27 protein-coding genes are annotated in these 26,180 nt (G+C 73.9%); 15 read left to right on the top strand and 12 right to left on the bottom strand.

The window, feature by feature from the left end; genetic code table 11:
* Positions 1-2 precede the first annotated feature (2 nt).
* From cobN to cobJ, 5 genes are read left to right on the top strand one after another with little or no spacing between them, the layout of a single operon-like run.
* The gene (gene cobN / locus DK419_RS17310) at positions 3-3,269 is read left to right on the top strand and encodes a cobaltochelatase subunit CobN (RefSeq protein WP_109960180.1); all 3,267 of its coding nucleotides are present in this window, start codon (positions 3-5) and stop codon (positions 3,267-3,269) included.
* Positions 3,266-4,618: a nitrite reductase gene (locus tag DK419_RS17315; protein ID WP_109960181.1), complete on the top strand. Its 1,353-nt coding sequence runs from the start codon at positions 3,266-3,268 to the stop codon at positions 4,616-4,618. Before cobN ends, DK419_RS17315 begins: the two co-directional genes overlap by 4 nt.
* On the top strand, positions 4,615-5,247 hold the full coding sequence (locus DK419_RS17320) for a precorrin-8X methylmutase (RefSeq protein ID WP_109960182.1): 633 nt from the start codon (positions 4,615-4,617) through the stop codon (positions 5,245-5,247). The genes DK419_RS17315 and DK419_RS17320 overlap by 4 nt, the downstream gene beginning before the upstream one ends.
* Entirely contained in the window at positions 5,247-6,038 is a 792-nt protein-coding gene (locus DK419_RS17325) for a precorrin-2 C(20)-methyltransferase (RefSeq protein WP_109960183.1), read from the top strand. Before DK419_RS17320 ends, DK419_RS17325 begins: the two co-directional genes overlap by 1 nt.
* Positions 6,035-6,790 (top strand): precorrin-3B C(17)-methyltransferase, encoded by a 756-nt coding sequence (cobJ, locus tag DK419_RS17330; RefSeq protein ID WP_109960184.1) that lies wholly within the window; start codon positions 6,035-6,037, stop codon positions 6,788-6,790. The genes DK419_RS17325 and cobJ overlap by 4 nt, the downstream gene beginning before the upstream one ends.
* On the opposite strand, the gene DK419_RS17335 is transcribed toward cobJ, so the two are convergent.
* On the bottom strand, positions 6,763-7,518 hold the full coding sequence (locus tag DK419_RS17335; protein WP_109960185.1) for a cobalt-precorrin-6A reductase: 756 nt from the start codon (positions 7,516-7,518) through the stop codon (positions 6,763-6,765). The genes cobJ and DK419_RS17335 overlap by 28 nt on opposite strands.
* Here DK419_RS17335 and cbiE point away from each other — a divergent pair.
* The 4 genes from cbiE (at position 7,517) to DK419_RS17355 (ending at position 10,665) form a co-directional block, all read left to right on the top strand.
* On the top strand, positions 7,517-8,761 hold the full coding sequence (gene cbiE, locus DK419_RS17340; protein ID WP_109960186.1) for a precorrin-6y C5,15-methyltransferase (decarboxylating) subunit CbiE: 1,245 nt from the start codon (positions 7,517-7,519) through the stop codon (positions 8,759-8,761). The two genes, DK419_RS17335 and cbiE, sit on opposite strands and share 2 nt — an antisense overlap.
* A 65-nt stretch (positions 8,762-8,826) precedes the next feature.
* The gene (locus tag DK419_RS17345) at positions 8,827-9,261 is read left to right on the top strand and encodes a cobalamin biosynthesis protein (RefSeq protein WP_245443033.1); all 435 of its coding nucleotides are present in this window, start codon (positions 8,827-8,829) and stop codon (positions 9,259-9,261) included.
* Positions 9,258-10,046, top strand: coding sequence for a precorrin-4 C(11)-methyltransferase (gene cobM / locus DK419_RS17350; RefSeq protein ID WP_109960188.1), 789 nt, complete (start codon positions 9,258-9,260; stop codon positions 10,044-10,046). Before DK419_RS17345 ends, cobM begins: the two co-directional genes overlap by 4 nt.
* A gap of 67 nt (positions 10,047-10,113) precedes the next feature.
* Positions 10,114-10,665 carry a GNAT family N-acetyltransferase gene (locus DK419_RS17355; protein WP_162561292.1) on the top strand — a complete coding sequence of 184 codons (552 nt, stop codon included), beginning with the start codon at positions 10,114-10,116 and terminating at the stop codon, positions 10,663-10,665.
* Positions 10,666-11,284: 619 nt separating this feature from the next.
* Here DK419_RS17355 and DK419_RS17365 read toward each other — a convergent pair.
* A complete protein-coding gene (locus tag DK419_RS17365; RefSeq protein WP_109960191.1) occupies positions 11,285-11,692 on the bottom strand; it encodes a hypothetical protein in 408 nt (135 codons plus the stop codon).
* Positions 11,693-11,946: 254 nt separating this feature from the next.
* Between DK419_RS17365 and DK419_RS17370 the strand changes: the two genes are divergently transcribed.
* The 4 genes from DK419_RS17370 (at position 11,947) to DK419_RS17385 (ending at position 15,257) form a co-directional block, all read left to right on the top strand.
* Positions 11,947-13,206: a vWA domain-containing protein gene (locus tag DK419_RS17370; protein ID WP_109960192.1), complete on the top strand. Its 1,260-nt coding sequence runs from the start codon at positions 11,947-11,949 to the stop codon at positions 13,204-13,206.
* Positions 13,207-13,339: 133 nt separating this feature from the next.
* Positions 13,340-13,726 (top strand): phasin, encoded by a 387-nt coding sequence (locus DK419_RS17375; protein ID WP_109960193.1) that lies wholly within the window; start codon positions 13,340-13,342, stop codon positions 13,724-13,726.
* Between the two features lie 282 nt (positions 13,727-14,008).
* Positions 14,009-14,911, top strand: coding sequence for a phasin family protein (locus DK419_RS17380; protein ID WP_109960194.1), 903 nt, complete (start codon positions 14,009-14,011; stop codon positions 14,909-14,911).
* Positions 14,912-15,002: 91 nt separating this feature from the next.
* On the top strand, positions 15,003-15,257 hold the full coding sequence (locus DK419_RS17385) for a hypothetical protein (RefSeq protein WP_109960195.1): 255 nt from the start codon (positions 15,003-15,005) through the stop codon (positions 15,255-15,257).
* Here DK419_RS17385 and DK419_RS17390 read toward each other — a convergent pair.
* From DK419_RS17390 to DK419_RS17405, 4 genes are all read right to left on the bottom strand, one after another.
* On the bottom strand, positions 15,250-15,585 hold the full coding sequence (locus DK419_RS17390; protein WP_109960196.1) for a hypothetical protein: 336 nt from the start codon (positions 15,583-15,585) through the stop codon (positions 15,250-15,252). The genes DK419_RS17385 and DK419_RS17390 overlap by 8 nt on opposite strands.
* A gap of 100 nt (positions 15,586-15,685) precedes the next feature.
* Positions 15,686-16,522, bottom strand: coding sequence for a class I SAM-dependent methyltransferase (locus DK419_RS17395; protein ID WP_109960197.1), 837 nt, complete (start codon positions 16,520-16,522; stop codon positions 15,686-15,688).
* Complete coding sequence (locus DK419_RS17400; RefSeq protein ID WP_109960198.1) at positions 16,519-17,598, bottom strand: lysylphosphatidylglycerol synthase domain-containing protein; 1,080 nt, start codon at positions 17,596-17,598, stop codon at positions 16,519-16,521. Before DK419_RS17400 ends, DK419_RS17395 begins: the two co-directional genes overlap by 4 nt.
* A 144-nt stretch (positions 17,599-17,742) precedes the next feature.
* Positions 17,743-18,630 (bottom strand): alpha/beta hydrolase, encoded by an 888-nt coding sequence (locus DK419_RS17405; protein ID WP_109960199.1) that lies wholly within the window; start codon positions 18,628-18,630, stop codon positions 17,743-17,745.
* Positions 18,631-18,853: 223 nt separating this feature from the next.
* Between DK419_RS17405 and DK419_RS17410 the strand changes: the two genes are divergently transcribed.
* The gene (locus tag DK419_RS17410) at positions 18,854-19,468 is read left to right on the top strand and encodes a GNAT family N-acetyltransferase (RefSeq protein WP_245442500.1); all 615 of its coding nucleotides are present in this window, start codon (positions 18,854-18,856) and stop codon (positions 19,466-19,468) included.
* Positions 19,469-19,472: 4 nt separating this feature from the next.
* Here DK419_RS17410 and fliJ read toward each other — a convergent pair whose 3' ends face one another.
* Complete coding sequence (gene fliJ, locus DK419_RS17415; protein WP_109960200.1) at positions 19,473-19,880, bottom strand: flagellar export protein FliJ; 408 nt, start codon at positions 19,878-19,880, stop codon at positions 19,473-19,475.
* A 91-nt stretch (positions 19,881-19,971) separates the two neighbouring features.
* The gene (gene fliI / locus DK419_RS17420; RefSeq protein ID WP_245442501.1) at positions 19,972-21,312 is read right to left on the bottom strand and encodes a flagellar protein export ATPase FliI; all 1,341 of its coding nucleotides are present in this window, start codon (positions 21,310-21,312) and stop codon (positions 19,972-19,974) included.
* Positions 21,313-21,745: 433 nt separating this feature from the next.
* Here fliI and ctrA point away from each other — a divergent pair, with 433 nt between their 5' ends.
* The gene (ctrA, locus tag DK419_RS17425) at positions 21,746-22,447 is read left to right on the top strand and encodes a response regulator transcription factor CtrA (RefSeq protein ID WP_109960202.1); all 702 of its coding nucleotides are present in this window, start codon (positions 21,746-21,748) and stop codon (positions 22,445-22,447) included.
* A 519-nt stretch (positions 22,448-22,966) separates the two neighbouring features.
* On the opposite strand, the gene DK419_RS17430 is transcribed toward ctrA, so the two are convergent.
* From DK419_RS17430 to DK419_RS17445, 4 genes are all read right to left on the bottom strand, one after another.
* Entirely contained in the window at positions 22,967-23,875 is a 909-nt protein-coding gene (locus DK419_RS17430; protein ID WP_109960203.1) for a CheR family methyltransferase, read from the bottom strand.
* Positions 23,876-23,915: 40 nt separating this feature from the next.
* Positions 23,916-25,094: a protein-glutamate methylesterase/protein-glutamine glutaminase gene (locus tag DK419_RS17435; protein ID WP_109960204.1), complete on the bottom strand. Its 1,179-nt coding sequence runs from the start codon at positions 25,092-25,094 to the stop codon at positions 23,916-23,918.
* A gap of 157 nt (positions 25,095-25,251) precedes the next feature.
* The gene (locus DK419_RS17440; RefSeq protein WP_109960205.1) at positions 25,252-25,617 is read right to left on the bottom strand and encodes a response regulator; all 366 of its coding nucleotides are present in this window, start codon (positions 25,615-25,617) and stop codon (positions 25,252-25,254) included.
* 49 nt (positions 25,618-25,666) lie between these two features.
* The gene (locus DK419_RS17445) at positions 25,667-26,167 is read right to left on the bottom strand and encodes a chemotaxis protein CheW (RefSeq protein ID WP_109960206.1); all 501 of its coding nucleotides are present in this window, start codon (positions 26,165-26,167) and stop codon (positions 25,667-25,669) included.
* Positions 26,168-26,180: the final 13 nt, after the last annotated feature.

Raw genomic sequence — 26,180 nt, forward strand, 5'->3', positions numbered from 1 at the left:
CGATGCACCTCCTGCGCGTCGATACGGTCTCCCTCGACGAGGGCGAGGCGGCGGTCGATCTGGGCCAGGCGCCCGGCGACGTCATCGCCCTGTCCTTCACCGATTCCGACCTCGCCGGGCTCGCGGGAGCCCAGGCGGCGATGCCGCCCGACTGGCCGAGCCTGCGGCTCGCCAAGCTCGCGCAGCTGCGCCACCCGCTCTCGGTCGATCTCTACGCCGACGCGGTGATCGCCCGCGCCCGCTTCGTGCTGGTGCGCTGCCTCGGCGGGCTCGACTACTGGCGCTACGGCGTCGAGCGGCTGGCCGAGACCTGCCGGGCGCACAGCGTCCCGCTCGCGGTGCTGCCGGGGGACGACCGGCCGGATCCGCGCCTCGACGCGGTCTCGACGGTGGCGCCGGAGCTGCTCGCCACCCTCGACGCCTATTTCCGCGCCGGCGGGTCCGACAACCTGCGCCGGCTCCTCACGCGGATCGCCGCCGAGCTCGGCCGGCCGGTCGAGGCGGAGCCGCCGCGCGCCCTGCCGCGGGGCTTCCCCTGGTGCCCCGGCTGCGGGCCCCTCGCGAGCCTCGGCGCCGCCTCGCCCCTGCCCCGCGCCCTGGTGCTGGTCTACCGCTCGGCGATCCTGGGCGGCGACACCGCGCCGGCGACCGCGCTCGCGGCCGCCCTGTGGGAGCGGGGCCTCAGCCCCACCATCGTGGCCGTCGCGAGCCTCAAGGACCCCGAGGCGGTCGCCGTCCTGCGGGAGGCTGTGACGGTCCACCGCCCCGCCGTCATCGTCGCCGCCACCGCCTTCTCGGCCCGGGACGAGGCCGGCTTCGTCCTCGATGCCGCCGATTGCCCGGTGATCCAGGCCTTCACGGTGGGCTCGGGCCGCGACGCCTGGGCGGCCTCGGCGCGGGGGCTCAACGCCGCCGACCTCGCCATGCAGGTGGCGCTGCCGGAATTCGACGGGCGGCTCTCCGGTTTCCCCGTCTCCCACAAGGAGGAGGCGCCGGAGGTCGAGGGCTTCCGCGAGCGTCGCGCCGTGCCGGACTTCGCCGGGATCGGCGCCACCGCCGACCGCGCCGCCGCCTGGGCCCGCCTCGCCGCGACGCCGCGGGCGAAGCGCCGCCTCGCCCTGGTGCTGTCCGACTACCCGGCCCGCGGCGGCCGGGCCGGTTTCGCGGTCGGGCTCGACACTCCGGCGAGCACGACAGCGATTCTCGCCCTCCTCGCGGATGAAGGCTTCGCGGTCTCGGACGTCTCGGAGCCCGACGCCCTGATGCGACGGCTCACCGGGGGCGAGGAGAGCCTGACGGTGCCGCTTCCCGCCTACGAGGCCTGGCGCGCCCGGCTGCCGGAGGCGGCGCGCAGCGCGCTCCTCGCCGAGTGGGGCGAGCCCGCGGACGACCCGGCCTGCCGGGACGGCGCCTTCCGGTTCCGGGCGGTGCGGGCGGGCGCCGTGCTGGTGGCGCTCCAGCCCGACCGCGGCCACAGGGGCGACCGCAAGGCCGGCTACCACGATCCCGACGCGGTACCCGCCCACGCCTACCTCGCCTTCCACCTCGCCCTGCGCGGAAGTTGCGACGCGCTGATCCATCTCGGCACGCACGGCACCACCGAGTGGCTGCCCGGCAAGGCGGTGGCGCTCTCCCCCGCCTGCTGGCCGGCGCTCGCGGTCGGCGCGCTGCCGGTCGTCTATCCCTTCATCGTCGACGATCCCGGCGAGGCGGCGCCGGCCAAGCGCCGCCTCGGCGCGGTCACGATCGGGCACCTGCCGCCCGAGACCGCCGGCGCCGGTCTCGACCCCGAGGCCGCGACCTTGCGCGAGCTGGTCGAGGAGTATTCCGCCGCCACCGTGCTCGATCCGCGCCGGGCGCTCCTCATCGCCCGCGGGATCCTGGAGCGGGCCGAGGATGCGGGGTTGCTCGCGGCCGCCGGGATCGACCGGGCGACGGCGATGCCGGAGGCGCTCGCCGCCCTCGACGCGCATCTGTGCGACCTCGCCGAGGTGACGACGCGCGACGGGCTGCACGTCTTCGGCGCAGGCCCCGACGCCCATCCGGAATGCGGTCCGGCGGAGCGCGCCGGGCTGCTTGCCGCCCTCGACGGCCGCTTCGTGCCGCCGGGCCCCGCCGGCTCGCCGGCCCGCGGCCGGGCCGACGTGCTGCCGACGGGCCGCAACCTCGCGACGCTCGATCCCCGCGCCCTGCCGACCCGGGCCGCCGCGATGCTGGGCGAGACGGCCGCCGCGGAGGTGGTGCGCCGCTACCTGCAGGACGAGGGCGAGTACCCGGCCCGCCTCGTCATGGACCTGTGGGCCTCGCCGACCCTGCGCACCGGCGGCGAGGATGTGGCGCAGGCCCTGGCGCTCATGGGCGTGCGCCCGACCTGGGACCACGCCTCGACCCGGGTGACCGGCTTCGAGGTGCTGCCGCTCGCCCTCCTCGACCGGCCGCGGATCGACGTGACGGTGCGGGTCTCCGGCGCCTTCCGCGACACCTTCCCGGAGACGCTCTCGCTCCTCGACCGGGCCGCCCGGGCGGTCGCCGCCCGCGAGGAGGAGGACGCCGAGAACCCGCTCGCTGCCGCGCGCCGCCGCGGCGAGGCCCCGGCGCGGGTCTTCGGCGCGGCGCCCGGGCGCTACGGTGCCGGCACGGCGTCGCTCGCCCTCGACGGCGCTTGGAGCGGCCGCGGGGACCTGGGCGCCGCCTATCTCGACGCCACCGCGGAGGCCGCGGGTACCGGCGACGCCGATTTCGCCGCCCGGGTCGCGGCGGCGGATGCCTATCTCCACGCCTTCGACGTCGCCGAGCGCGACCTCCTCGACGGCGATGCCGGCGCCGACGCGATGGGGGGCTTCTCCGCCGCCGCCGCCTCGCTCGGCGCCGCGCCGGTCCTCTACAGCCTCGACACCAGCCGCCCCGAGGCGCCCCGGGCCCGCACCGCCCGCGAGGACGTCGCCCGGCTGGTGCGCGGCCGTCTCGCCCATCCGCGCTGGATCGCCGCGCAGCTGCGCCACGGCTGGCGCGGGGCGCAGGAACTGGCCCAGGGGCTCGACGCCGTCTTCGTCATGGCCGCCGCCACGGACGCGGTCACCGATGCCGACATCGACCGGCTCTACGACGCCTATCTCGGCGATGCCGACGTGCTGGCGGCGATCGAGGCGGCCAATCCCGGCGTTGCGCAGGCCCTGCGCGACCGCTTCGCAGACTTGCGCGACCGCGGCCTGTGGCGCAGCCGGCGCAACTCGCTCGCCGCCCTCGACACCCGCGAGGCCGCCGAATGATTCCCGCCCCTCGCCGCGGCTGGTGCCCCGGCCTCGCCCGGCCGATGCCGACCGGCGACGGCCTGCTGGTACGCCTCCACCCGGTCGCCGGCCGGCTCGCCGCGGACCAGGTCCGCGCGGCGGCGCGGGCGGCGCGGGAGGGCGGCAACGGCCTCCTCGACGTGACGGCGCGGGGCAACCTCCAGATTCGCGGGGTGACGGCGGAGAGCCATGCCCGGGTGGCGGCGATCCTGGGCGAGGCGGCCTTGCGCGACGTGCGCCACGATGGCGGACCGCAGCGGCTGACGCTCAGCGCGCCCCTCGCCGGGGCGGACTGCCTCGCCGTCGTCGCGGCGGTCGAGGCGATCGGCCGCGAGGTGGCGGGATTGCCGGCAAAGACCCTGGTAGCCGTGGAGGACGAGGCCGGCGGGCTCGGGTCCGTCGAGGCGGATCTGTGGGTGCGGGTGGTGTCCGACACGCGCGACGGTGTCGTCGCGACGTTGCCGGGTGCGGCGCGGGCCATCTCCGCTCCCCGCCCGCGGGGAGAGGAGACGCGCACGCCGTATCGCGTGATCCCACGTCCCTCGTTGCCGGAAGAACTGCCCGCATTCCAGCTCGCCGTCGCGACCCCGGACGGCCCGCTCTGGCTCGCGCCGCTCCCCGCCCCGGCCGCCCTCGAAATCCTGCAGACGCTCCTCGACGGCCTCGCCGCTTCGGGCGCCCGCCGCATGCGCGGCCTCTCCGATTCGCAGCGCGACGCCCTCCTGGCGGATCTCGCCCCCGGCGAAGCCCCGCCGGCGATCCCCGCCCCATCCGCCGGCCGGCACGGACGCGCGCTCCTCACCGAACTGCCCTTCGGCCGCTGCGACGACGTCCTCCTCGATCGCCTCGCCGGCTGGAGCGAGGCCCATGGCGAGGGCCACCTCGGCCTCACGCCGGGCCGCGGCATCGCGCTCACCGCCCGCGACGACGCGCGAGCGACGATCTTGCGCGAGGAGGCCCGCGCCGCCGGGCTGATCGTCGATCCCGCCGATCCCCGTCGCGCCGTCGCCGCCTGCCCGGGGGCGCCGGCTTGCGCCTCCGGCGGCACGCCGGCGCAAGAGGATGCGCCGCGCCTCGCCGCCGCCTTCGCGCATCTGGCGAGGCTCGGCGCCACCCTCCACGTCTCCGGCTGCCCGAAGGGCTGCGCCCATCCGGGTCCGGCCAGCCTCACCCTGGTCGGCCGGCCGGATGGCCGCTACGGGGTGGTGCCGCAGGGCAACGCCGGGGCCGGGACCGACCTCGTCCTCACTTTCGGTGCCGTGCTGGAGCGGCTAGAGAGCACACGAGTCCCCTCAGACCTGAGAGACGCATTCCGGGAGCCCGCATGAATCCGCGCCTCGACTACATCCGCGACGGCGCCGCCATCTACGCGCGCTCCTTCGCGATGATCCGCGCCGAATCCGACCTCGCGCGCTTCCACGGCACCGCCGAGCGGGTCGCGGTGCGGATGATCCACGCCTGCGGCATGACCGACCTGCCCGCCGACATCGACCTGTCGCCGGACTTCGCCGAGGCCGCGGAGGCCGCGCTGCGTCGCGGCGCGCCGATCCTGTGCGACGCCCGCATGGTCGCCGACGGCGTCACCCGGGCGCGGCTGCCGGCCGGCAACGCGGTGATCTGCACCCTCTCCGACCCGCGCGTGCCGGACCTGGCGAAGACCCTCGACACCACCCGCACCGCCGCCGCGATGGAATTGTGGCGCGACCGGCTCGCCGGCGCGGTCGTCGCCGTCGGCAACGCGCCGACCGCCCTGTTCCGCCTGCTCGAGATGCTGGACGAGGGCGTGGCGCCGCCGGCCGCGGTGATCGGCGTGCCGGTCGGGTTCGTGGGTGCTGCCGAATCGAAGGACGCGCTCGCCGAGGACGGCCGGGTGCCGTTCCTGGTGGTGCGCGGCCGGCGCGGCGGCAGCGCCATGGCGGCGGCGGCCGTCAACGCCCTCGCCAACGAGGTCGAGTGATGGACGGCCCCTCCGGCTTCCCGTCGGCCGACCCGGCCGAGATTCCGTCCGCGCCGCGCCCCGCCGTCACCGGCACGCTCTACGGCGTCGGGATGGGGCCGGGCGATCCCGACTACCTCACCGTGCGGGCGGTGCGGGTGCTGGAGCGCGCCCACCACCTCGTGCATTTCTGCAAGGCCGGCCGGCGCGGCAACGCCCGCACCATCGCGGACGCGGTGGTGCGGGACGCGGCCCGCGAATGGCCCCTGCCCTATCCCTACACCACCGAATTGCACCCGGAGGACCCGACCTACGTCGCGGCGCTCGCCGGGTTCTACGACGAGGCCGCGAAGGACCTCGCGGCGGTACTCGAGGCCGGCCGCGACGTCGCGATCCTGTCGGAGGGCGATCCCTTCTTCTACGGCTCGTTCATGCACCTGTGGCGCCGCCTGAAGGACCGTTTCCCGGTCGAGGTGGTGCCGGGCGTGACCGGCATGTCGGGCTGCTGGACGCGGGCCGGCACGCCGATCACCTGGGGCGACGACGTGCTCACGGTGCTCCCCGCCACCCTGCCGCACGCGACGCTCGTCGCGCGCCTGAGCAGCACTGACGCCGCCGTGGTGATGAAGCTCGGCCGCCACCTGCCGAAGGTGCGGGCGGCGCTGACCGAGGCCGGGCTGATCGACCGCGCGGTCTACGTCGAGCGCGGCACCATGGCGGGCGAGAGCGTGACCCCGCTCAGCCAGAAGCCCGACGACCGCGCGCCCTACTTCTCGATGGTGCTGGTGCCGGGCGAGGGCCGCCGGCCGTGAGCGGCTCCGTCACGGTGATCGGCCTCGGGCCCGGCGATCCGCGCTACCTCACGCCGGCCGCCGCCGCCGCGCTCGATGCGGCGCAGGACCTGATCGGTTACTTTCCCTACGTCGCCCGGGTGCCGGAGCGGCCGGGCCTGACGCGCCACGCCAGCGACAACCGGGTCGAGGTCGACCGCGCCCGCCACGCCCTGGAGCTCGCCGCCGCCGGCCGGCGGGTGGCGGTGGTGTCCGGGGGCGACCCGGGCGTCTTCGCCATGGCGGCGGCCCTGTTCGAGGCGCTGGAGGCCGGCGATCCGGCCTGGCGCGCGCTTCCCATCACGGTCGAGCCCGGCATCACCGCGATGCTGGCGGCGGCAGCCCGGGTCGGCGCGCCGCTCGGCGGCGATTTCTGCGCCATCTCGCTGTCGGACAACCTGAAGCCCTGGGAGGTCGTCACCGCCCGGCTCGCCGCGGTGCTGGCCGCCGACCTCGTCGTCGCGCTCTACAACCCGATCTCGCGGGCCCGTCCCTGGCAGCTCGGTGCGGCGCTGGCGCTCGCCGCCGAGCACCGCGCGCCCGAGACGCCGGTGATCCTCGCCCGCGCCGTCGGCCGGCCCGACGAGGCGATCCGGGTCCTGGCGCTGGCCGAGGCGCGCGAGGCCTCCGCCGACATGGCGACCCTGGTGATGATCGGGGCGAGCGCCACGCGGCTGATCCCGCGCGCGGGCGAGCCGCCCTTCGTCTACACGCCGCGGTCGGTCGCCCGATGAGCCTCGAGCCACGCCAGGGCGGAATCGGCATCCGCCACCCGCGCGACCTCCGGCAGGACGGGCTGGCGCACGATCACCACCGGCAGGTGCAGCGCGCGTGCCGCCGCGATCTTGCCGTAGGTGGCGAGCCCGCCGGAATTCTTCGTCACCAGCACCTCGACGCCGTGGCGGCGCATCAGCACGGCCTCCTCGTCCAGGCCGAACGGACCGCGCGCCTCGATCGCCGTGACGTCGATCCCCGGCAGCGCGTCGCCGACCGGCTCGATGGTGCGCACGAGGTAGCGGTGCTGGGGTGCCGCCGCGAAGGCGGCGAGCTCCAGCCGGCCGACCGTCAGGAAGACGCGGCGCGGCACCTCTCCGAGGAACGCCGCACACTCGGCCACGCTGTCGACCTCGCGCCACTCGTCGCCGGGCTCGCGCGTCCAGGCCGGGCGCCGGACCGCGAGGAGCGGCACGCCGGTCTGCCGGCTTGCCGCCGCGGCGTTGCGGGAGATAACGCGGGCGAAGGGATGGGTGGCGTCGACGAGCGCCGCGATCCCGTTCTCGCGCAGGTAGGCCGCGAGCCCGTCCGCTCCGCCGAAGCCGCCGATGCGGGTGCGCGCCGGCAGGGCGAGCGGCGAAGCGGTGCGCCCGGCGAGCGACAGGGTGACGTCGTAGGCGGGACGACCGGCGAGCAGGCGGACGAGGCCCGCCGCCTCGGTAGTGCCGCCCAGGATGAGGATGCGCATGGCCGCCTTCTCGCCTGACGCCCCGGCGGTGTCGAGCGCCGCGCCCTGGCTGTTCGTCGTCGGCATCGGCGAGGACGGGCGGGCCGGCCTCTCGCCGGCCGCGGCGGCCGCCCTCGACGGCGCCGGGCTGGTGATCGGCGGGCGCCGCCACCTGGATCTCGCAGCCCCGCTTTCCGCCGAGACCCTGGCCTGGCCGAGCCCTCTCTCCGACGCCTACCCGGCGATCCTCGCCCGGCGCGGGCAGCCGACCTGCGTGCTCGCCACCGGCGATCCGTTCCATTACGGCGTCGGCGCGGAGCTCGCCCGGCTGGTGCCGGCGGGCGAGATCGCAGGCTTTCCGCAGGCCTCCGCCTTCAGCCTCGCGGCCTCCCGCCTCGGCTGGCCGCTCGCCGAGGTCGCCTGCCTGACCCTGCACGGGCGGGCGCTCGAGCGGGTGATCCCGCACCTCCAGCCCGGCGCCCGGCTCCTCGCCCTGTCCTGGGACGGCACCACGCCCGAGAGGCTCGCCGCCCTCCTGACCGCGCGCGGCTTCCCGCGCTCGCGCCTCACCGTCCTCGAAGCGATGGGCGGCCCGCGCGAGCGCCGGCGCTCGGGCACCGCCCGCGACTTCGCCGAGACCGGGATCGACCCGCTCAACACCGTCGCGGTCGAGGTCGTGGCCGAGCCGGACGCGCGGGTGATCCCGCTCTCCCCGGGCCTCGACGATGCCTGGTTCGAGCATGACGGGCAGCTGACCAAGGCCGAGATCCGCGCCGTCACCCTCGCCTCCCTGCGCCCCCGCGCCGGCCAACTGCTGTGGGACGTCGGCGCCGGCTCGGGCTCCATCGGCATCGAGTGGTGCCTGCGCCATCCGGCGAACCGCGCGGTCGCGATCGAGGCCCGCGAGGAGCGGGCGGCCCGCATCCGCCGCAACGCGTCGAATCTCGGCGTGCCCGATCTCCGGGTCGTGGTCGGTCGCGCGCCCGCCAGCCTCGCCGGGTTGCCGGCGCCGGACGCGGCCTTCCTCGGCGGCGGCGTCTCCGATCCGGCCCTGGTGGCTGCGGTCCTCGAGGCCCTGCCGGTCGGCGGACGCCTCATCGCCAACGCGGTGACGCTGGAGAGCGAGGCCCTGCTGCTGCGCCTCCACGCAGAGCGCGGCGGCGCCCTGCGGCGCCTGTCGGTCGCCCGGGCCGAGCCGGTCGGTCACCTCACCGGCTGGCGACCGGCGATGCCGGTGACGCAATGGGCGCTGACCAAGCCGTGACGCACCTCCTCACCCAGGCGGGGATCCACGCGAGAGCGCCGGGCGCCCCGCCACCGCCCGACGTCCTGCGCGGGGCCGGCCGGGAGCCCGCCACCGAGGCGCCGCGCGCCCTCGTCGCCGGCATCGGCTTTCGCCACGCGACCGAGGCCGAGGAGATCGTCGCCCTGGTGGCGGAAGGGCTGCGGCAATCCGATCTCGCGGGCGCCCGCCTCGCGGCGCTCGCCACCGCCGCCGACCGTGCCGGCGACCCGGCGATCCGCGAGGCGGCCGACGCCCTGGGCGTGCCGCTGGTCGCGATCGGGGTCGAGGCCCTGCGCGAGGCCGGCCGCCGGGTCGTCACCCGCTCCGTCCGCATCGAGGCCCTGCGGGGCGTCGGGTCCCTCGCCGAGGCCGCGGCCCTCGCGGCCGCCGGGCCGGACGGCCGCCTCGTCCTGCCCCGCATCGCCAGCGCGGGGGCGACCTGCGCCCTCGCCGCCAGCGGAGACGCGTTACCGTCATGATCCACTTCATCGGCGCCGGCCCGGGCGCGGCCGACCTCATCACCGTGCGCGGCCGCGACCTGATCGCCCGCTGCCCGGTCTGCCTTCATGCCGGCTCGCTCGTCGCGCCCGAGATCCTGTCCTGGTGCCCGGCGGGCGCGCGCATCGTCGACACCGCCCCCCTCGCCCTCGACGCGATCGTCGCCGAGATGGCGGAGGCCCACGCGGCCGGCCAGGAGGTGGCGCGGCTGCATTCCGGCGACCTCTCGATCTGGAGCGCGGTGGCCGAGCAGACCCGCCGCCTCGACCGCCTCGGCATCCCCTACGACCTCACCCCGGGCGTCCCCTCCTTCGCCGCGGCCGCCGCATTGCTCGGGCGCGAGCTGACGGTGCCGGAACTGGCGCAATCGGTGGTGCTCACCCGCACTACGGGCCGCGCCTCGGCGATGCCCGAGACCGAGCGCCTCGCCGCCTTCGCGGCGACCCGGGCGACGCTTGCGGTTCACCTGTCGATCCACGTCATCGACGCGGTCGCGGCCGAGCTGATCCCGCATTACGGCCCGGACTGCCCGGCGGCGGTGGTGTTCCGCGCCACGTGGCCGGACGAGCGGGTGCTGCGCGGGACGCTGTCCAGCCTGCCGGGCCAGGTCGCGGCGGCGGGGCTGGAGCGCACGGCGCTGATCCTGGTCGGCCCGGCGCTCGGCGCGACCGAGTTCCGCGAGAGCGCGCTGTACGCGGCGGATTACGACCGGCGGTTCCGGCCGGGGGGGACGATGGCCGGGCCGGACGAATCCCGGTCGGCGTGATTCCCGCGGGGGCGCGACCGTTGCGAAGCACGTACGCCCTTCGTACACATCGGCGATGCGAATGCGAATGCGAATCGCCACCGACGCTGACGCGGCCTTGCTCGCGCGGCTCCACACGATGAGCTGGCGGAGCGCCTACAGCGCGATCCTCGATCCGAGCTTCCTCTCCGGTCCCATCGAGCAGGAACGCCTGGACGTCTGGACCTTCCGCCTCGGGCAGCGCCGCCCGCACCAGACCGCGATCATCGCCGAGACCGCCGAGGGACCCGTCGGCTTCGTTTGCGCGATCGGCGCGGAGGATGAGCGGTGGGGAACGCTGGTCGACAATCTCCACGTTCTTCCCAGCGCCAAGGGACGGGGATGGGGGACGAGCCTGCTCGCCGCCGCAGCGAACTGGTCGCTCGGCACCTACCCAGCCTCGGGGCTCTACCTGTGGTGCTTCGAGCAGAACGAGCCGGCCCGCCGCTTCTACGAGGGGCGTGGCGGGGTCATCGCCGAGCGAAGCCGGCACGCCGTCCCCGGCGGAGGCGACCGTCCGGTCATCCGCTATCATTGGGCTGATCCTGTCTCCGTCTCGGGCGACGCACGGTCCGGCGGATCTCCGCGGGCGGTTTCCTGAAGAGGCGTCCTGATCGAGACCCAGGGCTCGGGGACCATTCGACCGCTGCCGAGCCGCCGGATCGGGTCTCGTCACGGCGACGGCCCCGTCGGATGAATCGACTCCCGCTCGTCCGGCACGCCCTTCCGGTCGATCTCGCACATTGCCAACGTGCTGACCAACCCCGCCAGCGCCTTCGCGGCAGCCGTCCGGGAAAAAAGCGAGGGTGTGATACGAGATCCGGAAGATTACTTCCGGATCTCGTATCACCAGCCCGCGCGGCGCTTGAGCGAAGCCGATTTCCGCATCGCGAAGCGATCAGCCGGAAATCGTATGAGATGCGAGGCCGGGTCGGCGCTTCGGCCCCCGAGGCGGGGTTCGGCGGCGTGCCGGCTCGAGGTCGTCCGGGAATTGGCCCGAGCCGGGACGGGTCGTGCTCCCCCGCATTTCCGGGCGGCCAATCCCGGCTGACATCGAGGATGTCGGCCGCTCGACGATTGTCTCCGCGCGCTCTCGTCGGAGCCGCCGGGGCTGCCATCCATCACGTCACTCCGGGGCCGCGACAGCGGAGCCCGGGATGACGATGGAGCGTGTTCGTTCGGCGAGAGAGATCGAGCGGCCCCTCACCGCACCCGCTTCTTTACCGCGCCGGCTTCTTGACCGGCTCCGCCGCCGCTGGCGTGATGCTGCCGGTCTGGGTCACCTTGTCCTTCGCTTGGTCGAGTCGCTTGGTCAGCGAGGCGAGGTCGCGTTGCGTGGCCGCGAGCTGCGCCTTGGCCTTGTCGCGGGTCGCGCCGAGCTGGGCGATCTCGTCGCGCGCCGCGGCGATCTTGGCCTGGCGGTCGCGCAGCTCCGCCTCGACGTCCTGGAACTGCTTGACCTTGGCGGCGAGCGCGTCGCGCTGGCCCTCGGTCTCCGCCAGCTGGGTGCGCAGCGTGCTCTTGCCGGTGGACGATACGCCGTAGGCGCCCCAGCCCGACAGGGTGCCGAGGCCGAGGATGCCAGCCGCGAGGAGGGCGGGATTGGGTCGGAGCCGCAGGGTACGCATCGGCAGTCCTCGTCAGGTACTCGGTGGGCCGCCGCGGGACGGCCGAGGATGTCCCGAACCCGGGAACACGACTGATCGCGATCATGACGAGTCTTCGTTAACGGCCCCTTGCTGCCAGTGGCGGTGGGAAACCTTAACGGATCGTGACCCGCATGGCGTCGGAGCGAGGTATCGCGTCGGCAGAGTCTTAACGTCCTAACTGTTAGCTCTTGTCTGTTAGACCAAAAGGGCGGTGGCAGGAGGGCGGAACTTCGATGAGGCGGCTGTTCGTCCGGTTCCGGCGCGATCCACGCGGCAGCGTCGCGGTGATCATGGCGCTGGCGATGATCCCGGTCACCTTCCTGGTCGGGGCGGGCGTCGACTACGCCCGCGGTGCCGGGGTCCAGGCCAAGATCCAGACCGCCACCGACGCGGCGGTGCTGGCGGTGATCCGCGAGGTACCGACCCTGAAGACCGACGCCGATTTCCAGACCCGCGCGCGCGCGTTCTTCGACGCGAGCTTTCCGCCCCAGACGGGCGTGACCGTGACCCGCTTCACCCCGGTCCGGACCGGCACCCAGGTCTCGGTCAGCGCCACCGCCGAAGTGGACATGACGCTCGGGCGCCTGATGCATCCGGGCCGGCTCGAGGTCACCGGCACGTCGCAGGCGATGTCCGGCGGCAAGGCGGTCGAGATCGCGCTGGTGCTCGACAATACCGGTTCGATGAACAGCTCCGGCAAGCTCCCGGCCCTCAAGCAGGCGGCGAAGGACTTCCTGACCTACCTCGACAAGGTCGTGGTCAGTCGTTCCGACGCCAAGGTCGCCCTGGTGCCGTTCTCCACGCAGGTGAATCTCGGCACCGCCGTCACCAGCGCGGGCTGGCTCAGCTACACCAAGATCGGCACGACGAGCGCCGCGAGCTGGCAGGGCTGCATCACCGACCGCGACCAGCCCTACGACGTCCAGGTGCCGAATGCCGAGCCCACCGGCGCCGGCGCCTATCCGGCGGACAAGTGTGCGTCGATCCAGAACGGCAAGCCGACGCTCGCCCCCATCCGCCCGCTCGGCACCGATTACACGGCGCTCGCCACCGCCATCGACGCCATGAGCGCGGGCGGCGACACCAACGTCACCATCGGGGTCGCCTGGGGCCTGGAGGCGCTCACTCCCTACGGCCCGCTCGCCACCGCGACGAGCCTCGCGAACGACCGCGTCAGCAAGATCATGATCGTCTTGACCGACGGCCTGAACACGGCCAACCGCTGGACCTGCACCGGCGACTTCTGGAAGGACTGGTTCTCCGGCTGCGTCGACGACAGCACCATCGACGGCCGCACCCTCGCGGCCTGCACCGCCGCCAAGAACGCTGGCATCATCATCTACACGGTGCGGGTGATCGACGGAAACACCAACATGCTGAAGTCGTGCGCGACCAAGGACGGATTCTTCTACAACGTCATCAAGGCCGATGATCTCAAGCCGGCGTTCCAGAGCATCGGCAGCTCGATCGCGCAGTTCCGGCTCACGCAGTAGAGCCGCCGCGCCCGTCCGCAGGCTGGTGCCGCACGCGACCCGTTGACTCGCGCGCTGCATTGCAGCATCGTGTTTGCTGCGTCGCACAAAACCTCAGGGGCGGCGCGCGTAGCGACTGCCAGAGGAAACGACCATGAGCAGCACCCAGAAGCCCTTCGAGATCCCGACCGAGATGCGCGACTTCGCCGAGAAGGGCGTGCAGAACGCCCGCACGGCGTTCGGCACCTTCCTGGGCACCGCCCGCAAGCTCGCCGAGACCGTGCAGACCTCGACCAGCACCTCGCAGACCGGCATGGGCGCGGCCGTGGCCCGCGGCTTCGACTACACCGAGCAGCACGCCTCCGCGACCTTCGACCTCGCCGAGAAGCTCGTGCGCACCACCGACGTCAAGGAGGCCCTCGAGCTCCAGGGCGAGTACATGCGCAACCAGATGAGCGCGCTGCAGAACCAGGCGAAGGAGTTCGCCACCCTGTCCGAGGCGATCAAGGCCGACCTGAACAAGGCCCAGGCCAAGGCCTGAACGGCGGCCCGAGGGCCCTCGACCGGTCCGGCGGGGCGAGAGCCCGGCCGGACCGGCACTCTTTGACGAACTCGAGGCGAGACTCCGCGTTCCGCCCGGCGCCCGCGCGGGCAGGAGACCGGTGCGCGCCGCGCGGCCGCGCTGTCGCGCCGCAAAGCCGGTGCCCCGGACGAGCCTGCCGGCACTCCGGCCCTGCGCGCTCGCCCCCGCATCGGGCGGGGGCGGCCGCCCCCGGGCGACGCGCCAGGGACGCGATGCCTGCCACTCCGAGGAGGCCGAGCCATGACCACCCGCCGCATCGACAAGAACCGCAAGCCGCCCCGCCGCCCCGCCGCCCGCCCGGCGGCCCGGCCGGTCGACAGCACCAAGTCCGGCGCGATCTCGCCCGGCGAGACTGCGTCCGAGCCCGCGCCCTCGGTCGAGACTGTCGCGAGCGGTCCCGAGACCGCGCCGGAGCCGATCGAGACCACCGAGCCCGTGACGGCGCCGGGCACCGAAGCCGAACTGATCGAGGCCGGGACCTCCGAAGCCGAGACCGTCGCGTCCGAGGGCGTGCCGGAGCCGGCCTCGGGCGACGCGCCGGCCCACGCGCCGGTCGCGGCGAGCGCCGCCGAGGACGCCCGGGCGGAAGACGCCGCCGTCGAGGCGCCCGCGTCCGAGGTCACCCTCGCGGCGCAGGACCGTCAGGCTTCGGCGGAGACAGCCTCGGAGCCCGAGGCGTCGGACGCCGTCGCCCATGACCTCGTCGAGGAGCCCGTCGAGGAGCCGGCCGCCCGGGCGGACACGGCCGACGAACCCGTCGACGCGGAATCCGTGTCGGAAGCGCTCGATCCTGCCGCCGTCGCGACCGCCGACGACCGGGCCCCTGCCCCGGCGGAGGCCGAGGCGGCGTCCGAGACCCTGGAGCGGCCGGCCGCGGCCGATCGGGAGGAGATCCCGCTGGCCGCCATGCAGGGGCTCATCGCGATCAACGGCCGGCTCGTGGCCTTCATGCAGGGCGAGGGCCACGCCGCCGTGGCGTTCTGGAAGGCCGCGATGACGGTCCGCTCGCCGGGCGACCTCGCCCAGCTCCAGGCCGCCGAGGTCAGCCGGGCGTTCGATGCGGCGGTCGCCTGCTGGACCGACCTCGCCCGCCGGATGGGCCGGTTCACGGCCTACGCGCCGTCGCGCGCCCGCGCCGCCTGACGGCGCTTCGCGTCGGCACCCATGGGTGCCGGCCGCCCGGTCCGGGGTTGCGCCCCGGACCGTGATTCGCACACCGCTCAAGGAGACCGGGATGTTGGATGCGTGGTACGCGACGGCGATGCTCGCGATGGAATCCCAGAAGGTCATCGAGCTGCGGCTCGTCAAGATCGCCTGGGGCGGCCTCGCCGGCCAGGTCGAGGCCCAGCGGATGGTGAGCGAGAAGATCGGCGCCGCCCTCGAGGCGACCGGCACCCTGCTCGGCGGCGGCACGCCGGAAGCGGTGATCGACCGCTACCGCGAGCACGTCCGCAACAACGTCGAGCGCCTGTCAGCGCCGGCTAATTGATCGCGCAGAACCCCGCGCCCGAGCCGAACACCCGCCCGGTGCACCAGGGCCGTGCCGGCGCGGGAGCGGGCGCCGGGGCGGCCTCGGCCCGCGGGGTCGGCGCCGCGGCGACCGGCGTGGTGGTTCCGGTCGTCATCGGTTCGGGCTCCGCGGCGGCGGCCGTGCGCATCCGCGGCGCCTCCTGGGCACGGGTCGCGGGCGCTTCCGCCGGGGCGGCATGGCTCCGCGTGACGAAGAAGCCGCCGCCGCGCCGGCCCCGCGCCTCCGCGGGGTTCGCGGCCGCGACGATCCCGAGACCGACCAGCCCGAGCACCAGACCTGCACGCATCGCCCTCATCCCCTCCACCGGATGCGGAGGATGATGGCCGGCGGGCGTTAATTCGCCGCCTCAGCCGACCTTTCGCATTTGACGGATCGCCGTCGAAGATTCAGCTCTTGCGCAGCCACAGGCTGCTCTCGAACGCGCCGGGCGGCAGGGGCAGGCGCGCCAGCACGCCGTCGAGCGGCCGGGCGGACACGACGTGGCTGGCAAAGAGCGGTGCGTAGGCCCCGCCCTGCAGGAGCGCGCCGACCAGCAGCTGCTCGTTGTAGCCGCGCCAGGCCCAGGATTCCGGATAGGCGTCGGGCAGGAAGACGTCGTGCAGGTGCACGAGGACGCCCGGCTTCAGGCGCGGCAGCACGTCGAGGAGAAGCCGGTCGACGTCGGTCCCCGGCATCGCGACGTGGCTCGAATCGACGAACAGCACGTCGCCGGGTTCGAGCGAGGCCGCGTCCGCCGCGTCGCAAGGCCCGAACAGCCGCGCCTCGTGGTCCACGCCGAGGCCGGCGAGCGGCGCGCGAGGCGAGGGATCGACGCAGGTGATCCGAGTCGCGAGACCGCCGTCGCGGACGGCCTGCGCCAGGAAGCGGGTCGAGTGGCCGGATCCGATCTCGACGATGCGGCTCGGCCGCTCGCGCCGCACCAGGGCGTAGGCGGCGGCGGCGTCGAGGCGCGGGAACCAGTCCTGGGTGAAGCGCGCCGGCCGCTCGCCGACGAGGCCCGGGCCGCCGGCGTGGATGCGGTCGAGATCGGCGGCGTGCGCCTCGATCCCGGCCAGCACCGCCCGGAAGGCCGGCTCGGCCTCGACGAAGATCGGGCGGAGGGCCGGGTAGCCCTCCGCCCGCGCCGCACCGGCATGCCGGTACGGGATCAGGAAGCCGCCGGGCCGGAGGCCGAGCAGGGTGCTGAGACCGAGCCCGGCGCGGCGCAGGCGAGCCCGCGTCATACCGCCTTGCGCACCTTCGTGTCGTGCACTTGCGTGCCGTGCCCTCGCACGTCGCGGAGGTCCGGGGTGATGCCGGGACCGTCGACCGGCGGCGGCGGCACGCTCGCCGGCGACTTCGCCTTGCTGCGCAGGGCGTCGGCGAGGCGGCCGCGCTCGAACAGCAGCACGACGCCGATTGCCAGGGCGAAGGGGACCAGCAGGTAGAACAGGCGGAAGATCAGGACGGCGGCGAGCACGTCGGTCTTCGGCAGGTCCGGCATCGCCGTGATGAAGACGAGCTCGAACACCCCGATGCCGCCCGGCGCGTTGGAGACCAGCGCCACCGAGAACGAGGCGAGGAACACCGCCAGCACCACGAGGAAACCTGGATTCCCGGCCTCCGGCAGCGCGAAGTAGATGATGCCGGCCGCACCCAGGAGCTCGAGCGGGGCGGCGATCAGCTGGCGGCCCATGATGTTGGGCCGCGGATACTCGATCTTGAACGAGCGGATATGCAGCGGCCGGAAGTGCAGGATCGAGCCGATGACGTAGAGGGCCACGAAGCCGAGGAGCCCGAAGCCGACGAGGCGGGCGGTGGTCGGGCTCGCGAGCACGGGCGGCAGCAGGCTCGCCACGCGCTGCAGCAATTCGGGTTCGAGCACCAGGACGAGGCCGCCGAGGAAGGCGGTGCCGAGGCCGAAGGTGAAGGAGCAGAGCGCCACCAGCACCGCCACCTGGGCGGTGGTGAGGCCCTTCGAGGTGTAGGCGCGGTAGCGCACCACGGCGCCGGAGAACACCGAGGCGCCGATGTTGTGCGACAGCGCGTAGGTGGTGAACGAGCACACCGAGACGAAGAGCCAGGAGATGCCCTTCACGCCGAGATGCAGCAGCGCGATCCGGTCGTACCAGGCGAGCGCCCCGTAGGCGACCAGGGTCGACAGGACGGCGAGGGCATAGCGGTGCGGCGGGATCGCCGCGAGGCTGGCCTTCACGTCGGCGAAGGACAGGCCCTTGAGCAGGTGCCACAGGAGGTAGACCGAGACCACGACGGCCCCGAGGCCGATGACCGGCCAGATGAAATCTTTGATCTTCTTCATCGCGGTCCCGTCGCGTCCCCGTTCTCTCGCGCGCGCTTCTGCCCGACCCTGCGGAGGACCGCAAGGACGCCCCCGCGCCGGCGGCCCCCTCCTGTCATGGGATCGTGACGGTTTCGTGCCGGGCTCGCGGCGCAAACCGGGGTGTCAGCTCCCGCGGGCGTCGAGCCAGTCGAGGAGCAGGCGGGCGACGCCCTCGGAGCCGAGATCGAGCTGGAGGAAGTGGGCGATGCCCGGCACGGTGCGGTGCTCGGCGCCGTGATAGAGCGCGGTGCGCCACGTCGTCGCCGGCCAGATCATGCGGTCGTCGGCACCGCCGAGCACCAGGGCCGGCACCCCCGCGAAGGCCGCCGAGAGCGGCAGGGAGGGCCAATGCGCTTCGGCGAGCGCCACCGGGCTCTCGGCCGACATCCGGGCGGCGTAATCCTGCGCCCGCTCCAGGGGCAGGCCTTCCGAGAACAGCCAGTGCCGGGCGAGCGCCACCGCCGGCTCGCGGCCGGGGAGCAGCGAGCCCGCCAGGGCCTCGACCCAGAACCCCGCATCGGTCATCGCGATGCGCGGGCCGACGACGCCCAGGCCCTCGGGCGGCAGGGAGGCCATCAGGACGAGCCCGCGCAGGGGCACCCGGCCGAGGAGGCGCTGCGCGAGCAGGCCGCCCAGCGAGTGCCCGACGAGTACCGGCGGCTCGCGCCACTGCGCCGCGGCCAGCGCCACGTCGGCGAGGTAGTCGGCGAGCGACGCGCTGCGCAGCTCCCGCCCGCCCTCGCTGCGGCCGTGGCCGCGCAGGCTCACCGCCGCGGCGCGGCGGCCGCGCCGGGCGAGGTTGGGCAGGAAGATCTCCTCGAACATCCAGGCGCCCCCGAAGGCACCGTGCACGAACAGGAGCGGCGCGCCGTGGGGCTCGCCGGCCGGCACCGCCTCGATCCATTCGAGGGCGGGCCCGTCGCGGCGCTCGATCATGCGGCGCGACACCTGTGCGCGGGGCTCGGTGACGACCGAGAAGCGGCGCCGGTCCCGCGCGGATGCGTCGTGCATGGTGGTGCCTCTCAACGGTCCGGCGTCCGGCCCGGCTTGTATCTAACGGCCACGCCCCGTCCGCACAGTCGTCCGAACGGCGGAGGAGCCCCGCGTCCCGCGAGGAACCCGCGTCGCGCGAAGTGCCCGCGTCGCGCGAAGGGTCGCACGACAAAGCTTGACAGAGGGGAAACGGGCCGGCCCCCTCGCCGCGCGCTTTCCCTTAAGAGGAGACGAAGCCGCCGTGAGCGATCGCCCGACCGACGAACCGCGCCTGTGCCTCGACGGCTACACGCCGGTCCCGCCGACCCACGTCGCCACCGTGGTGACCTACCTGGAGATGCGCGAGCCCCCTCCCCGTCCGCCGCGCGCGCCGCTGCCGCTCGACGCCATCGGGGCGGATGTCGCCCGCTACAGGGCGCTCTACCGCGCAATCGGGGAATCGTGGCTGTGGTTCGGCCGCGCCCGCGTGGGCGACGAGGCGCTCCTCGCGATCCTGGCCGATCCGGACGTCGAGGCCCTGGCGCTGACCGAGGACGGGCGCGACATCGGCCTCCTCGAGCTCGACTGGCGGAAGCCCGGGGAAGCCGAGCTCGCCTATTTCGGCCTGGTGCCGGGGGCGGTGGGACAGGGCCGCGGGCGGCTTCTGATGGACGAGGCCCTGCGCCGCGCCTTCGCGCGGCCGATCGGGCGGTTCTGGGTGCATACCTGCACCCTCGACCATCCGGGCGCGGTCGAGTTCTACCGCCGTTCGGGCTTTCGCCCCTACGCCCGGGCGATCGAGGTGACGCCGGACCCGCGGCTCACCGGCGACCTGCCCCGCGACGCGGCGAGGCAGATTCCTCTGCTGGCGGAGTGACCCGTCAGGCCCGGGCGCGGCCGAGCCCGATCGCGTCCATGCTGGCCTGGTCGCGGGCGTTCTCGGCGGCGCGCTCGCTGGTGCGCTCGCGGTCGTCGAGGATCTCGACCTTCTTCAGTTCCTCGAACGCCTCGGCGAGCGCGGCCTTCGCCGCGGCGAGCTGGACGTCGAGATCCTCGGCCGAGCGGCGGATGTTGTCGCGGCGTTGCGCCGCGGCGCGGGCATAGGTCGGGTAGGCGAAGTGGGCCGGATCGGAGATCCCGGCCCGCTGCTCCTCCTGGCCGATCTCGCGGTCGAGATCGGCGGCCATGCGGGCGAAATCGGCGATCATCGATTCGATTTGCGCGACCTTGCGGCGCTTCTCGTCGGCCTGGAAGCGGCGCAGCCGGATGAGCGTGTCCCGCGACTTCATTGTTACTCCACTCCCGCCAGCGGCGTGCGGCCGTGCCTCGAGCCCGCCGCGCGCCGTCACGCGGCCGCGAGGCGGGCCGCGCGACCGGCCCTCAGGGCCCGCCGACGATCGCGGCGAGGCGCTGGTAACCCTCGCGGATGGAGGTTGCTTCTTCCTTACCCTGCCCCAGAAAAGCCTCCAGATCGGGCATCAGGCCGATCGCCTCGTCGACCTCCGGCGAGCTGCCCGGCCGGTAGGCGCCTAAGCGAATCAGCTCCTCCATGTCGGCGTAGGTCGAGAGCACCCGGCGGGCGCGGCGCACCACGTCGAGGAAGTCCGGGTCGCAGGCGCGCGGCATGGTGCGCGAGACCGAGCGCAGCACGTTGATCGCCGGGTAGCGGCCTCGCTCGGCGATGGCCCGCTCCATGACAATGTGCCCGTCGAGGATGCCCCGCACCGCGTCGGCCACCGGCTCGTTGTGGTCGTCGCCCTCGACGAGCACCGTGAACAGGCCGGTGATCGCCCCCTCGCCGGTCCCGGGCCCGGCCCGCTCGAGGAGGCGCGGCAACTCGGAGAACACGGTCGGCGTGTAGCCCTTGGCGGTCGGCGGCTCGCCGGCGGCGAGCCCGATGTCGCGCTGGGCCATGGCGAAGCGGGTGATCGAATCGGCCATGCAGAGCACCTGCGCGCCGGCATCGCGAAAATACTCGGCGAGCGCGAAGGTGACGTAGGCCGCGTTGCGGCGCATCAGCGCCGGCTCGTCGGAGGTCGCCACCACCACCACCGAGCGGGCGAGGCCCTCCTCCCCGAGGTCGTCCTGGAGGAATTCCTGCACCTCTCGGCCGCGCTCGCCGACGAGGCCGATCACCGCGACGTCGGCGGCGGTGTAGCGCGCCAGCATCGACAGCAGCACCGACTTGCCGACGCCGGAGCCGGCGAAGATGCCCATGCGCTGGCCGGCGCACATCGTCAGGAAGGTGTTGAGGCAGCGCACCCCGAGGTCGAGGGGCGGCCCGACCCGGCGCCGCGCGTGGGCCGGCGGCGGATCGGCCCGGAGGCCGTAGGCGACGGGACCGGGCGGCAGCGGCCCCTTGCCGTCGATCGGGCGCCCCAGCGCGTCGACGACGCGGCCGAGCCAGGCCGCGCTCGGCCGGATCGCGCCCGCGCCCTCCGCCCGCACCCGGGCCGGGCAGCCCCGCCGCACCCCCTGAAGCGAGCCGAACGGCATCGCGAGGGCGTGGGGACCGGAGAAGCCGATGATCTCGCAGGGCACGGCGGCGCCCGCGGCCTCGTCCACCACGACGTCGAGGCGGCCGCCGAGGCGCATCGCCGCCACCGGGCCGGCGACCTCGATCAGGAGGCCGCGCACGGCCACCACCCTGCCGAAGGTCTCGACCTCCTCGACCTCGGCGAGCGCGGCCCGGGCGGCCTCGAAGCCTCCCGCGCCGTTCACGCGGGCATCCTGTTGATACGAGGCGGTTTCCCGTTTCCTGCCTGCGCCATTGCCGGATTCCATCAACGATCCATTTACCCCTCTCCTTAACACTGCGGCCCATGGGATCCGGTCCGGGCTCCCGGAGGTTCTCCGGTGGCGTGGCACGGGCGCAACATCGCGGGCGGCCCTCAATGGTGCGAACCATTTAGGCAGCCCGGCGCAGGCGGGATGCAGGTATGCTATCGCGATTCGGCCAGAACGGAACGCAAACCCGCAAGGGCCCGGTTCGCCTGACGGTTTTCTAACCGCTTGCGGGACGGGAGCAGGGTTTGTTAACCGTTATGGCATAGCGTCGCGGTTCGGAAGATAACGGGCGTTTCCCACGGGCCGGTGGGAAACGGGCGGCGGGGGCTTGCCTTAACCCTTGAGGGCCAAGGCTTGGGGACCTGAGATGCGGGTACTTCTGATCGAGGACGACAGCGCGACGGCGCAGAGCATCGAGTTGATGCTCAAGTCCGAGAACTTCAACACCTACACGACCGATCTCGGCGAGGAAGGTGTCGATCTCGGCAAGCTGTACGACTACGACATCATCCTGCTCGACCTGAACCTGCCCGACATGTCGGGCTACGAGGTTCTGCGCTCGCTGCGGGTGGCGAAGGTCAAGACCCCGATCCTGATCCTCTCCGGCATGGCCGGGATCGAGGACAAGGTGAAGGGCCTCGGCTTCGGAGCCGATGATTACCTCACCAAACCTTTCCACAAAGATGAACTGGTCGCGAGAATCCACGCGATCGTGCGCCGGTCGAAGGGCCACGCGCAGTCGGTGATCACCACCGGCGACCTGATCGTGAACCTCGACCAGAAGACCGTCGAGGTGTCGGGCTCGCGGGTGCACCTCACCGGCAAGGAGTACCAGATGCTGGAGCTCCTCAGCCTGCGCAAGGGCACCACGCTGACCAAGGAGATGTTCCTCAACCATCTCTACGGCGGCATGGACGAGCCCGAGCTGAAGATCATCGACGTGTTCATCTGCAAGCTCCGCAAGAAGCTCGCGAATGCCAGCCAGGGCAAGAACTACATCGAGACGGTGTGGGGCCGGGGCTACGTGCTGCGCGAGCCGAGCGAGGGCGAGGACCGGATCGCGGTCTGACGGCCGATCGCCCTGTCGGACGACGAAAGAACCCCGCTTCGGCGGGGTTTTTTCGTGGGGCCGGCCAAGGTGCGGGCGGCGGGAGGCCGCTTGAAGTGAGGCCGCTTGGCGGGCGGCTTGCGCGGGGCAAGGCCGGCGACGGTCGCCGGACGGCTCGGCTTTCCGCGGGCAGGGTTCGAACACCCGGCCCCGCTGCAAGGCCGCGCGGCGGAGACCGGTATCGCGTCGTGGACGTCCCCGCCGTCGGGGTCGGGCGAGCGAGCACCACGAGTGTCAGGGGATGTCAGGGCCGGGCCATCGGGGCGCTGCCCGGGATGTCGGGCATCCTCCCCTGCCCGCCTTGCGCAGGGCTGTGGCGGTCGGAGCGCGGCACGCTCTCAGCGCGCGGACGCGGCGCGCCGGGTCGCAGGCCCGCGACGGAGCCCGTCGGCCCACGACGGCGGGGCCGACGACCCGGACGCACGCGGCCGGGCTACGGCACCCGCAGCCCGGCCGCGCCTCGGCACGCAGGCCGGCGCCTCAGCGCACCGCCCAGCGCAGGCCGGCCACGGACGCGGCGGCCGTCGGAAGAGCCGGCGTCCCGACGCTCGGCGCCGCGACGCTCGGGCTCGCCGCCGCGCGGCCGTGGCGGTAGAGGCCGCGATGCTCAGGGTCGGGCACCAGCGACTCGGTGATGCCGATCACCGTCTCGGCGGCGCCGAGCAGCACCGCGCCGTCGGGCGCGAGCTGGTCGGCGATGCGGCGCAGCACGTCCGCCTTCGTCACCGTGTCGAAGTAGATCAGCACGTTGCGGCAGTAGACGATGTCGAAGGTGCCGAGCTGCTCGAACGGCTGCAGCAGGTTGAGCGGCCGGAAATCGACCATCTGGCGCAAGGACTCCGCGATGCGCCACTGCTCGCCCACCTGGGTGAAGTGCTTGAGCATCAGCTGCACCGGCAGGCCGCGCTGGACCTCGAACTGGTTGTAGAGGCCGAGCTTGGCCTTCTCCAGCACCTCGGTCGAGAGGTCGGTGGCGACGATCTCGACCCGCCAGCCGGCGAGCCGCGGAGCGACCTCGGCGAGCAGCATCGCGAGGGAGTACGGCTCCTGGCCGGTCGAGGCGGCGGCGCACCAGATCCGCAGGCGGCGCTGGTGCGCCCGCGCCGTCAGCGCTCCCGGCAGGAGCACGTCGCGGAAGAGGTCGAACGGCGTGCGGTCGCGGAAGAAGAAGGTCTCGTTGGTGGTCATCGCCTCGACCACGGCGCGCTCGATCGCACCGTCGCGGGCGACCCGCAGGCAGCCGACGAGCTCCGGGAGCCCGGCGAGGTTGAAGCGCCGGCAGACCGGCGCCAGGCGGCTCTCCACGAGGTAGCGCTTCTCCGCCGTCAGGGCGAGGCCGGAGCGCTGCTTGAGGTAGGTGCGGAGGAAGTCGAACTCGGTCTCGGTCATCGGCGCGGCATCCTCCCCCGGATCCGTGGCAGGAAGCGCATCAGTGTCCGCCCGGGCCGGCGAGCGCGGCGCGCAGGGCCGGCCCGATGGCGGGAAGCGGCAGGATCTCGTGGGCGTAGCCGGCCCGCACCAGGCTGCCGGGCATGCCCCAGACCGTCGAGGTCGCCTCGTCCTGGGCCAGCATGGTCCCGCCGGCATCGACCAGGGCCTTGGCGCCCTTGGTGCCGTCCGAGCCCATGCCGGTGAGCACCACCGAGAGGGTGGCGGCGCCGTAGACCTCGGCCGCGTCGCGGAACATCACGTCGACCGCCGGCCGGCAGAAATTGACCGGCGGGCCGTCGTTGAGCTGGATGACCGCTTCGGCAGCGGTGCCCGACAGCCCCATGTGGCGCCCGCCCGGGGCGACGTAGACGACGCCCGGCCGCACCGGCTCGCCGTGCTTGGCCTCGGCCGCCGGCAGGCCGATCCGGGCGCCGAGGTGCTCGGCGAAGACGGCGGTGAAGACCGGCGGCATGTGCTGGACGATCAGGATCGGCACGCGCTTCAGGGTCGCGGCGCCGATGCCCTCGAGCACCTCCCCCACCGCGCGGGGACCGCCGGTCGAGGCGCCGACGAGGAGGCAGCGCGGCGGGCTGGTGCGCAACGGGCGCGGGCGCACGCTCACCGGGGCAGCAGCGGGCCGCGGCGCCGGGACCGGGGCGACGACCGCCGGGCGCTCGGGCAGGCCGGGGCGATCGAGCGACGCGGGGGGCTTCGCCCGCGGCCGGTTGCGCAGGTCGGCGCCGAGCATCCGGATCTTCTGGACCAGGTCCTCGCGGAAGCTCGCCTGGGTCGTGACGCCGCGGTTGCCCTCGGGCTTGGGCAGGTAGTCGATGGCGCCGAGCGCCAGGCAGCGGAGCGAGATCTCGGCGTTGCGCTGGGTCAGGGTCGACATCATCACGACCTGGAGCCCGGGGCGCTTGGCCAGCATCCGGGGCAGGGCCTGGGTGCCGTCGAGCTCCGGCATCTCGATGTCGAGGAGCACGATGTCGGGCTGGACCCGGTCGAGGGCGTCGAGGGCGATGCGGCCGTTCGAGGCGGTGCCGACGATCTCGCAGCCGGCCTCCTCGAGCCAGCGCGAGACCAGGCCGCGGACCACGACGGAATCGTCGGCGACGAGGACGCGGATGCGCGGTCCGGCGCTCGGGGACGGGGCGGAGGGCGCGGCGGATGCGGCCATGGCGTGTCTCGGTCAGCGGGCCGCGGGGCGGGCCGGGAGGGGCGGGCCCCGGTGCACGGCCGGGGCGTCTCGGATCGTTGGATCGGCGGAGCGGTCGGTCCGTGGGCGGGGCCGACGGCGCGGTCGGTCTCAGGCGAGACCGACGGCGCGGTCGGTCTCAGGCGAGACCGACCGCCTGGAGCTTGGCGGTCATGATGTCCTTGTCGAAGGGCTTCATGATGTACTCGTCGGCGCCGGCGTGGAGCGCGCGGGCGATCGACGCGACGTCGTTCTCGATGGTGCAGAACAGCACCTTCGGATGGTCGCCCGACGGCAGCCGCCGCAGGGCGCGCAGGAAGTCGTACCCGTCCATGTTGGGCATGTTCCAGTCGAGCAGGATCGCGTCCGGCATGGCCGACCGGCACTGCTCGACCGCCTCGCGGCCGTCCTCGGCCTCCGCGACCCGGAAGCCCAGCCCCTCGATGATCCGGCGCGCCACCTTGCGGATCACCGCCGAGTCGTCGACGATCAGGAAGGTTCTCATTCCAAAGCGGTCCTTGCCGTGCGGTCCTGGCCCTGCGGTTCTCGAGGCGTCAGGCCGCGCTGGCCGTCGGGCGCTCGTCGCCGAAGGCCAGCACCGCCTCGACGTCGAGGATGATCAGCAGGCGCCCGTCGAGGCGGTGCACCCCGCGCGAGACCGCGCGCCAGCGGGTGTCGAGATGGACCGGGTTCGGCTCGTAGGTGTCGACGGAGAGCTTCATCACCTCGCCGACCTGGTCGACGAGCAGGCCGTAGGCCTCGCCACCGTGCTCCAGGCCCACCGCCATGTTGCGGCCGTCGCCGGTCCGGTCGGGCAGGCCGAGGCGCCGGCGCAGGCACAGGGCCGTCACGACCCGGCCGCGCAGGTTGAGCAGGCCCTTGATCTCCGGCGGCGCCAGGGGGACGTCGGTGAGGTTGGTGGCGATGAAGACGTCGTGCACCCGGTCGATCGGCAGGCCGAACAGCTCGTCGCCGAGCAGCACGGTGACGTAGTCGGTGGTCTCGCCGGTGGACGGCGAAGGCGTGCCGGCGGTGTTGGTGTTGGCGGCCATCATGGGCGGGACTCGA

Source organism: Methylobacterium terrae (genome assembly GCF_003173755.1).
GTDB classification, from domain to species: domain Bacteria; phylum Pseudomonadota; class Alphaproteobacteria; order Rhizobiales; family Beijerinckiaceae; genus Methylobacterium; species Methylobacterium terrae.

What these genes read in the sequence shown, in the direction of transcription:
- cobN (WP_109960180.1), top strand. Translation starts at nt 3, where the DNA reads ATGCACCTCCTGCGCGTCGATACGGTCTCCCTCGACGAGGGCGAGGCG.
- DK419_RS17315 (WP_109960181.1), top strand. Translation starts at nt 3,266, where the DNA reads ATGATTCCCGCCCCTCGCCGCGGCTGGTGCCCCGGCCTCGCCCGGCCG.
- DK419_RS17320 (WP_109960182.1), top strand. Translation starts at nt 4,615, where the DNA reads ATGAATCCGCGCCTCGACTACATCCGCGACGGCGCCGCCATCTACGCG.
- DK419_RS17325 (WP_109960183.1), top strand. Translation starts at nt 5,247, where the DNA reads ATGGACGGCCCCTCCGGCTTCCCGTCGGCCGACCCGGCCGAGATTCCG.
- cbiE (WP_109960186.1), top strand. Translation starts at nt 7,517, where the DNA reads ATGGCCGCCTTCTCGCCTGACGCCCCGGCGGTGTCGAGCGCCGCGCCC.
- DK419_RS17335 (WP_109960185.1), bottom strand. Translation starts at nt 7,518, where the DNA reads ATGCGCATCCTCATCCTGGGCGGCACTACCGAGGCGGCGGGCCTCGTC.
- cobM (WP_109960188.1), top strand. Translation starts at nt 9,258, where the DNA reads ATGATCCACTTCATCGGCGCCGGCCCGGGCGCGGCCGACCTCATCACC.
- DK419_RS17355 (WP_162561292.1), top strand. Translation starts at nt 10,114, where the DNA reads ATGCGAATCGCCACCGACGCTGACGCGGCCTTGCTCGCGCGGCTCCAC.
- DK419_RS17365 (WP_109960191.1), bottom strand. Translation starts at nt 11,692, where the DNA reads ATGCGTACCCTGCGGCTCCGACCCAATCCCGCCCTCCTCGCGGCTGGC.
- DK419_RS17370 (WP_109960192.1), top strand. Translation starts at nt 11,947, where the DNA reads ATGAGGCGGCTGTTCGTCCGGTTCCGGCGCGATCCACGCGGCAGCGTC.
- DK419_RS17375 (WP_109960193.1), top strand. Translation starts at nt 13,340, where the DNA reads ATGAGCAGCACCCAGAAGCCCTTCGAGATCCCGACCGAGATGCGCGAC.
- DK419_RS17380 (WP_109960194.1), top strand. Translation starts at nt 14,009, where the DNA reads ATGACCACCCGCCGCATCGACAAGAACCGCAAGCCGCCCCGCCGCCCC.
- DK419_RS17385 (WP_109960195.1), top strand. Translation starts at nt 15,003, where the DNA reads ATGTTGGATGCGTGGTACGCGACGGCGATGCTCGCGATGGAATCCCAG.
- DK419_RS17390 (WP_109960196.1), bottom strand. Translation starts at nt 15,585, where the DNA reads ATGCGTGCAGGTCTGGTGCTCGGGCTGGTCGGTCTCGGGATCGTCGCG.
- DK419_RS17395 (WP_109960197.1), bottom strand. Translation starts at nt 16,522, where the DNA reads ATGACGCGGGCTCGCCTGCGCCGCGCCGGGCTCGGTCTCAGCACCCTG.
- DK419_RS17400 (WP_109960198.1), bottom strand. Translation starts at nt 17,598, where the DNA reads ATGAAGAAGATCAAAGATTTCATCTGGCCGGTCATCGGCCTCGGGGCC.
- DK419_RS17405 (WP_109960199.1), bottom strand. Translation starts at nt 18,630, where the DNA reads ATGCACGACGCATCCGCGCGGGACCGGCGCCGCTTCTCGGTCGTCACC.
- fliJ (WP_109960200.1), bottom strand. Translation starts at nt 19,880, where the DNA reads ATGAAGTCGCGGGACACGCTCATCCGGCTGCGCCGCTTCCAGGCCGAC.
- ctrA (WP_109960202.1), top strand. Translation starts at nt 21,746, where the DNA reads ATGCGGGTACTTCTGATCGAGGACGACAGCGCGACGGCGCAGAGCATC.
- DK419_RS17430 (WP_109960203.1), bottom strand. Translation starts at nt 23,875, where the DNA reads ATGACCGAGACCGAGTTCGACTTCCTCCGCACCTACCTCAAGCAGCGC.
- DK419_RS17435 (WP_109960204.1), bottom strand. Translation starts at nt 25,094, where the DNA reads ATGGCCGCATCCGCCGCGCCCTCCGCCCCGTCCCCGAGCGCCGGACCG.
- DK419_RS17440 (WP_109960205.1), bottom strand. Translation starts at nt 25,617, where the DNA reads ATGAGAACCTTCCTGATCGTCGACGACTCGGCGGTGATCCGCAAGGTG.
- DK419_RS17445 (WP_109960206.1), bottom strand. Translation starts at nt 26,167, where the DNA reads ATGATGGCCGCCAACACCAACACCGCCGGCACGCCTTCGCCGTCCACC.